This is a genomic window from Synechococcus sp. R6-5, from assembly GCF_047461775.1.
GTDB lineage: Bacteria > Cyanobacteriota > Cyanobacteriia > Thermostichales > Thermostichaceae > Thermostichus.
On record NZ_JANSHV010000011.1, the window covers coordinates 1 to 6,551 of the forward strand.

The following is a 6,551-nucleotide window of genomic DNA, read 5'->3' on the forward strand; positions in this document are numbered from 1 at the left end:
AGCAGTGTTCAGCGTAAATGTATCAGTAGGGAGTATCCTCAACTTTAGGGCAACCCCCAGGCTCTGGCCCGCTCTGCCAGCCAGCCCTCAGCCCGCAAATTCTCCAGTTCTCGGCGCACCCGCAGCCGCAATTCGGCGTGCTGCAGCCCCTTGGGCATGGCAATGCCCAGCCCCACCGTTGCCAAGGGGGATCCCAGAAATTGAAACTGTTGCTCCGCAGCGCTTTCGCGACGGGGATGCTCTGCTAGCCACCCTGCCAGCACCGAGCGATCTGCTGCCCACCCCTGCACCGCCCCTTTCAGGAGCAGTTCCGCCCCTTCTCGGTAGGAATCGACAGGCACCAACTCCACCCCTGGCAGGTATCGATTCAGCAGGGGAATGGCGCTGGAACCGCGCAAGACTGCAACGCGACCGCCCCGCAAGTCCGACCAGCTTTCCCAGTTGTGGGAACGAGCCACAACCAAGCTGGGGCCATCCTGATAGTAAGCAGAAGTGAACTCCACCTGGCGCGCCCGATCCGGGGTAATGCCGATCTGAGCAATGGCCAAATCCACCTGGCCGTCAGCCAGCACCTGCAGCCGCTCTACATTCGAGACCGGCACCAACTCCACAGCCTCTGCCGAGCCCAACAGCCGGGATCCCAGCTCTCGAGCCAGGTCGATCTCAAACCCCTGCAGCTCCCCTTGGGGAGTGCGAAACCCCAGCGGCCTCAGGTTGTCTTTTACGGCAACGCGCAGCCGTCCAGAATCCACAATCTCCGGCCAAGGACGAGCCACAGTAGGGATCCCTCTCCCCAGGCAGGCGAGGGCCAGAATGGCTGCCAGGAAGGACTTCTGGATAGCCGTCGGAACCTCCTCAGGAGGCGCGAGACTGGCGCGCTGCCTCCACCACCTGGGTAAAGGCCTCTGGATCCAGGAAAGCCAAGCGGGCCAACATTTTGCGGTTGAGCTGGATATTGGCTTTTTTGAGACCATCGATGAACTCGTGGTAACGCAGGCCCTGGGCACGGGTGGCCGCGTTGATGCGGGTAATCCATAGGCGACGAAAATCCCGCTTCTTGCGGCGGCGATCCCGGTAGGCGCTGCGCAAAGCCTTCATCACCTGCTGGTTGGCGGTGCGGAACAGCTTTGAACCAGCTCCCCGAAAGCCTTTGGCCAGCTTGAGGATCTTTTTGCGGCGCTTGCGGGCGACATTGCCCCGTTTGACTCTCATGGCAGTAACTCAATAGGAACTTGAACAAACTCAAACTGAAGGGTAGAAGCACTCCGTCCTGCTAACGGGATCGGAACTGCTGTCGCCAATGCCAGCCCCTGAAATCTTCTTGCCGGCGCGAGCGGGATCCCGGCTAGTGGGTGTTGGGCAACATCAGGCGCACATTGACCACATCCCGCTTGTCCACCAGGGCCACACCGGCCAATTTGCGTTTGCGCTTGCTGGTTTTGTGCTCCAGCAAGTGGTTGTGCCCGGCCCTGCGACGCATAAACTTGCCGCTGCCGGTCAGGCGGAAGCGCTTGGCTGCTGCCTTGCGGGTTTTGATTTTGGGCATGATGACAACCCCAGAATACGCGGGGCCAGAGCTAAAGGTCACAGCTTTCTAGGATAAGCCATAGAAGAACAAGAGGGCAAATGCCAAGGTTCGTCCCGCTGAGGCAAGGGAAAGGGGTCGAGAAACTCTCAGGAGACTGAGTTTTGAGGCTCCAGCAGCAGCACTTGCCAGCGCAGCAAGCGTTGCAGTTGCTCAAAGCTCAGGGGGCACTCTAGGCCAGCCTGGATCTCTTGGACGGTGCGGATCCCGTCCACCTGTTGGAGAAAGGCGAAGGCTTCTTCGCTCAGGGAGATGGCTTCGTAAGCATAGTTGAAAATGCTCCGCCCCGGCCACAGGCCCAGACAGGGGCTGAGGTGGGCAATGGCTGATGCTACACTTTCCGGGCTTGTCCATTCCCAGCAGCGGATGGGGGGCTTGCCGAGAAACAGCTCGTAGTGGGCTACCACCGGATCCAGCAGCTCGATCAGGCGATAGCGTTCCGGTTCCGGCAGCTGAGCCGCCTGAGCCAGCAGGGCCTCGTCCTGGCCCAACACCCGTTCCAGCCGCCAAAACTCCGGGTTGGAAAAGCGCAGAAACTGCAGTCCGGAAGCCCGGATTAATTCAAACAGAGTCTCGATGGTGTAATTCACTTCCTGGGGGTGCAGGTACATATCGGCGAAGCATTCGTCGTCCACGTTCTCGATGGCCCAGCGGGCCCGTTCTTGCTGCTGGATGCGGTTGGTTTCCGGCAAGATCTCGAAAAGGCGGCGGCCCACCTGGAGACCCCTCTGCAATTGCTCCGCCGAGGCGAGGGTTTGGTGTTCAGAACCTGTTACCAGCAGGCGGATGGCCTTTTGCATGAGGCGGATTTCGTGGCGGCCCAGCTCGCCGTATACAAACAGGTGCAGGATCCCGCCGGGAGCCAATTTGCCGGCCAAAGCCTGCAGCCCTGCCACCGGATCGGGCAGGTGGTGGAGCACGCCCACGCAGTTGATGAAGTCAAACTGCCCCGGCAGCTGGTCGATGTCGTAGACGTTGAGCTGGCGAAACTGCACCGGCGGTGCCTGGGAAGCCCGACAACGGGCCTCGGCAATCTCCAGGGCGCGGCTGCTCAGATCAAAGGCCCAAATTTCTGCGTTGGGGTTTTGGTGGGCGATGTATTCCGTTCCCACTCCCGAGCCACAGCCGGCATCCAGAATGCGCACCCTGCGCCGACCCGGATGGGATCCCGTACAAAAGGCATGGGCCTGGGGCCAACTCCAGCGCCAATTCCACCCCGGCGGGGGAACAGTGCTGACGGGCTGCGGGGGGAAAGGGTAGAGCTCGTAGAGCTGCCGCACTTGGTTGAGGATTTGTTCGGCGCTGGGGGAGTTGGGCTGCATGGACTATCTGTTGGAGCCAGCAAGACTATAGTGACAATATCCCCCTCCCAAACTCCTGCTGAGCCTACTGTTATGAAAGTGCTTCGCACTGCCAGCGCAAAAACTTCTTCTCATCCTCTGCAAACCGGCCTCACCTTCGACTGGATTAGGCTGACGGCTGAGCTCAAAAAGATTCTGGATCCCCAGCGGGTGATCAGCAAGCCGGAGGAGCTGCTGGTTTACGAATGCGATGGGCTGGTCAGCTACCGGCAAAGGCCGGCGCTGGTGGTGCTGCCCCGCACAACAGAAGAGGTAGCGCAGGTGGTGAAGCTGTGCAGCCGCTACCAGGTGCCCTTCGTGGCGCGGGGATCCGGTACGGGCCTCTCAGGGGGAGCCCTGCCGGTGGAAAATAGCGTCGTCATTGCCACCACCCTGATGAAGCAAATCCTGGAAATCGATCTGGACAACCGCTGCATGGTGGTACAGCCGGGGGTCATCAACACTTGGATTACCCAGGCCGTTGCCGCCCAAGGCTACTTTTATGCGCCGGATCCCTCTAGCCAGTCGGTTTGCTCCATCGGAGGTAATGTGGCGGAGAACTCCGGCGGTGTCCACTGCCTCAAGTACGGCGTAACAGCCAACCACATTCTCGGCCTGACGGTGGTGCTGCCGGATGGGGAGGTGGTGTGCTGGGGAGGCAAGATCCCGGAGATGCCCGGCTACGACTGGGTGGGGCTGTTTGTGGGATCCGAGGGCACCCTGGGCATTGCCACCGAGATTACCCTGCGCTTGCTCAAGGCCCCGGCTCAAGTGCAGGTTTTGCTGGCAGACTTTGACAGTGTGGAAGCGGCGGGATCCACCGTCTCCGACATCATTGCTGCCGGGATCATCCCCGCCGGCCTGGAGATTATGGACAACTTCAGCATCAATGCCGTGGAGGATGTGGTGCAGTTGGGCTACTATCCGCGGGATGCGGCGGCCATTTTGTTGGTGGAGGTGGATGGGCTGGAACTGGAGGTGGAAGAAGCCAGCCAACAGGTGAGGGCGCTGTGCTTCAAAAATGGGGCGCGACAGGTGCAAGTCGCATCCGACCCGGAAGAGCGGGCGCGGGTGTGGAAAGGACGTAAGGCAGCATTTGCCGCCATGGGCAAGCTCAGCCCCAACTACTATGTTCAGGATGGGGTGATCCCCCGCAGCCAGCTAGCCTTTGTCTTGAAGGAAATCGAGCGCCTCAGCCGTGAGTACGGTTATCCGGTGGCCAATGTGTTTCACGCTGGCGACGGCAATCTGCACCCCTTGATCCTCTACGACGAGTCGGTGCCGGGATCCCTGGAGCAGGTGGAGAAACTGGGGGGCGAGATCCTTAAGCTCTGCGTGCGCTTGGGGGGCAGCATCTCCGGCGAACATGGCATCGGGGCAGACAAACGCTGCTACATGCCGGAAATGTTTACGCCTGCGGATCTGGAGAGCATGCAGTGGGTGCGGCAGGTGCTCGACCCCCAGCACATCGCCAACCCCGGCAAGATCTTTCCCACCCCCCGCACCTGCGGTGAGTCAGCCCACGCCCACAGCCAACCAGAATGGCAAGGGATCCCAGTCTTTTGATTTTGAAAGTTTGAAGGTGCTCCGAACCGCTGGCGTGATGGGAATAGCCCTCAGGCTGGGATCAGCCGGCTTGGCGTTGCTGCTGCAGCTCGGCAAAGGCTCGACAGAAGTCTTCCTGTTGGATGACCAGGGTTTTGGCATCCACCGTCTCGGAAGTGGCGCGGTGGCGGCGGATGGCGGCAATGGCGGCGCGGTTGCTGAGCAGGGCCAGGTCGGCACCACTCCAACCTTCGGTCTGCTCGGCCCACCCCTGTAAGTCCACATCAGGCCCCAGGGGACGCTTGCGGTTGTGAACGGCCAAAATTTCCCGTCGCCCGCTGCGATCCGGCAGCTCCACGCTCAGGTGCAGCTCCAACCTGCCGGCCCGGGTGAGGGCGGGATCCAAACTGGCTTTGCGGTTGGTGGCGGCCACCACCAACACCCCCTGGCTGGGGCGGATCCCGTCCAGCTCTGCCAGCAGCTGCCCCAGAACGCGGTCGCTGACCCCACTATCCCCGGAGTAGCTTCCCCGCGCCGGGGCGAGGGTGTCGATCTCGTCGATGAAGATGACACAGGGGGCGCATTGGCGGGCGCGGGCAAAAAGTTCCCGTACCGCCTGCTCGGAGGATCCCACCCATTTGCTCAAGAGCTCCGGGCCGGAGACGGCAATGAAGTTAGCCTTGGCCTGGGAAGCGATGGCTTTGGCCAACAGGGTTTTGCCAGTGCCAGGGGGGCCGCTGAGGAGGATGCCCTTAGGCGCTTGGGCCTGAGCCTGCTCGTACAACTCAGGGTGCAGCAGGGATCCCTCGATGGCCTCTTGCAAAATCTGCTTGGCGTGCTCCAGGCCGCCAATTTGATCCCAGCTCACCTGCGGGGATTCAATCTCCACCGAGCGCAGCACCGCCGGCTTCACCTGTTGCAGAGCCTGTTGAAAATCCGCTGCGGTTACCGTCAGGGACTCGGGGATGGGGGATCCCAAATCGGGCACCTGCCGCCGCAAAGCCGCATAGGCTGCTGCCTGGCACAGGCCCCGCAGATCTGCCCCCACAAAGCCCAGCGTCTGATCCGCCAGGCTGTCCAGATCCACATCCTCCGCCAAGGGCATGCCGCGGGTGTGGATGGCCAGGATCTCCCGCCGCCCCTCCCGGTCCGGCACCTTGAAGATCACCTCCCGATCAAAGCGCCCCGGTCGCCGCAGAGCCGGATCCAGAGCCTCGGGCCGGTTGGTGGCTGCCAGCACCACGATCCCCTTTTGGGCCACAAACCCGTCCATCAGCCCCAGCATCTGGGCCACCAGGCGTTTTTCCACCTCCCCCTCGACAGTGGCGCGGTTGGGCACTAGGGCATCGATTTCGTCAATAAACACCAGACAGGGAGCCGATTTGGCTGCCTTTTCAAACAGTTGCCGCAGGCGCGCCTCCGCCTCGCCGTAGTACTTGCCGATCAGTTCCGGGCCGACAATGGCGATGTAGTTCACCCCCAGGCTCTCGGCCAGGGCGCGGGCCGTCAGGGTTTTGCCGGTGCCGGGGGGGCCTACCAACAACACGCCGCGGGGCGGATCCAACCCCAGCTTGGCCAGCAGATCGGGCCGCTTGAGGGGGATCTCCACCATCTCCCGCAGCGCTTGGAGCTGTTCCCTCAGTCCCCCCACATCCTTGAGGCGTGGCCCAGCCCAAGACTCTGGGCGGTCGGCAGAAGTTGCTGGCGGGTCGGGCACAGCGGCCTTGGACGGTTCCTGGAAGCGAACCGCAGACATCACTTGGGGCTCGCTGCTCCAGGGGGGATCCCCCGTTTGGGCAGGGCTGCGGCGGCGGGGGATGGAGCCGGAAGGGGGAATAGAACTGCCCAGAGGACGGGCCTGGATGCGGACTTCGGTTCGCAGCTCTCCACTTTGCTTTTTCTCGTCCAGCTTCTGAGCCAGCTCGATCAACTGCTCAATGCCCTGTACAAAGTCACTTAAATTGGCCATAGCCGGGATTTTCCATCCACACAAGTTATCTGCAAATTGACCCGCCAGAGGTGCTAACTCATCCCCTGCCTGGCCAGCTCAGGTGAGGAGAGCATGACTCTAGTCAATAATA

At 61.7% G+C, this 6,551-nt stretch carries 6 protein-coding genes; 1 reads left to right on the forward strand and 5 read right to left on the reverse strand.

The genetic code is table 11. From position 1 onward, the window contains the following. Positions 1-44 precede the first annotated feature (44 nt). The 4 genes from NW818_RS00465 to NW818_RS00480 form a co-directional block, all read right to left on the reverse strand. Entirely contained in the window at positions 45-776 is a 732-nt protein-coding gene (locus tag NW818_RS00465) for a transporter substrate-binding domain-containing protein (RefSeq protein ID WP_414423544.1), read from the reverse strand. Between the two features lie 79 nt (positions 777-855). Beyond that, positions 856-1,212: a 50S ribosomal protein L20 gene (rplT, locus tag NW818_RS00470; RefSeq protein WP_011434388.1), complete on the reverse strand. Its 357-nt coding sequence runs from the start codon at positions 1,210-1,212 to the stop codon at positions 856-858. 133 nt (positions 1,213-1,345) lie between these two features. Then, complete coding sequence (gene rpmI, locus NW818_RS00475; protein WP_011434387.1) at positions 1,346-1,546, reverse strand: 50S ribosomal protein L35; 201 nt, start codon at positions 1,544-1,546, stop codon at positions 1,346-1,348. A 128-nt stretch (positions 1,547-1,674) separates the two neighbouring features. After that, complete coding sequence (locus NW818_RS00480; protein ID WP_414423545.1) at positions 1,675-2,907, reverse strand: class I SAM-dependent methyltransferase; 1,233 nt, start codon at positions 2,905-2,907, stop codon at positions 1,675-1,677. Positions 2,908-2,979: 72 nt separating this feature from the next. Between NW818_RS00480 and glcD the strand changes: the two genes are divergently transcribed. Next, positions 2,980-4,491, forward strand: a complete 1,512-nt coding sequence (gene glcD / locus NW818_RS00485; RefSeq protein WP_414423546.1) for a glycolate oxidase subunit GlcD — start codon at positions 2,980-2,982, stop codon at positions 4,489-4,491. 61 nt (positions 4,492-4,552) lie between these two features. Here glcD and NW818_RS00490 read toward each other — a convergent pair whose 3' ends face one another. Further along, positions 4,553-6,439 carry an AAA family ATPase gene (locus NW818_RS00490; RefSeq protein WP_011434384.1) on the reverse strand — a complete coding sequence of 629 codons (1,887 nt, stop codon included), beginning with the start codon at positions 6,437-6,439 and terminating at the stop codon, positions 4,553-4,555. Positions 6,440-6,551: the final 112 nt, after the last annotated feature.

What these genes read in the sequence shown, in the direction of transcription:
- rplT (WP_011434388.1), bottom strand. Translation starts at nt 1,212, where the DNA reads ATGAGAGTCAAACGGGGCAATGTCGCCCGCAAGCGCCGCAAAAAGATC.
- NW818_RS00490 (WP_011434384.1), bottom strand. Translation starts at nt 6,439, where the DNA reads ATGGCCAATTTAAGTGACTTTGTACAGGGCATTGAGCAGTTGATCGAG.
- rpmI (WP_011434387.1), bottom strand. Translation starts at nt 1,546, where the DNA reads ATGCCCAAAATCAAAACCCGCAAGGCAGCAGCCAAGCGCTTCCGCCTG.
- glcD (WP_414423546.1), top strand. Translation starts at nt 2,980, where the DNA reads ATGAAAGTGCTTCGCACTGCCAGCGCAAAAACTTCTTCTCATCCTCTG.
- NW818_RS00480 (WP_414423545.1), bottom strand. Translation starts at nt 2,907, where the DNA reads ATGCAGCCCAACTCCCCCAGCGCCGAACAAATCCTCAACCAAGTGCGG.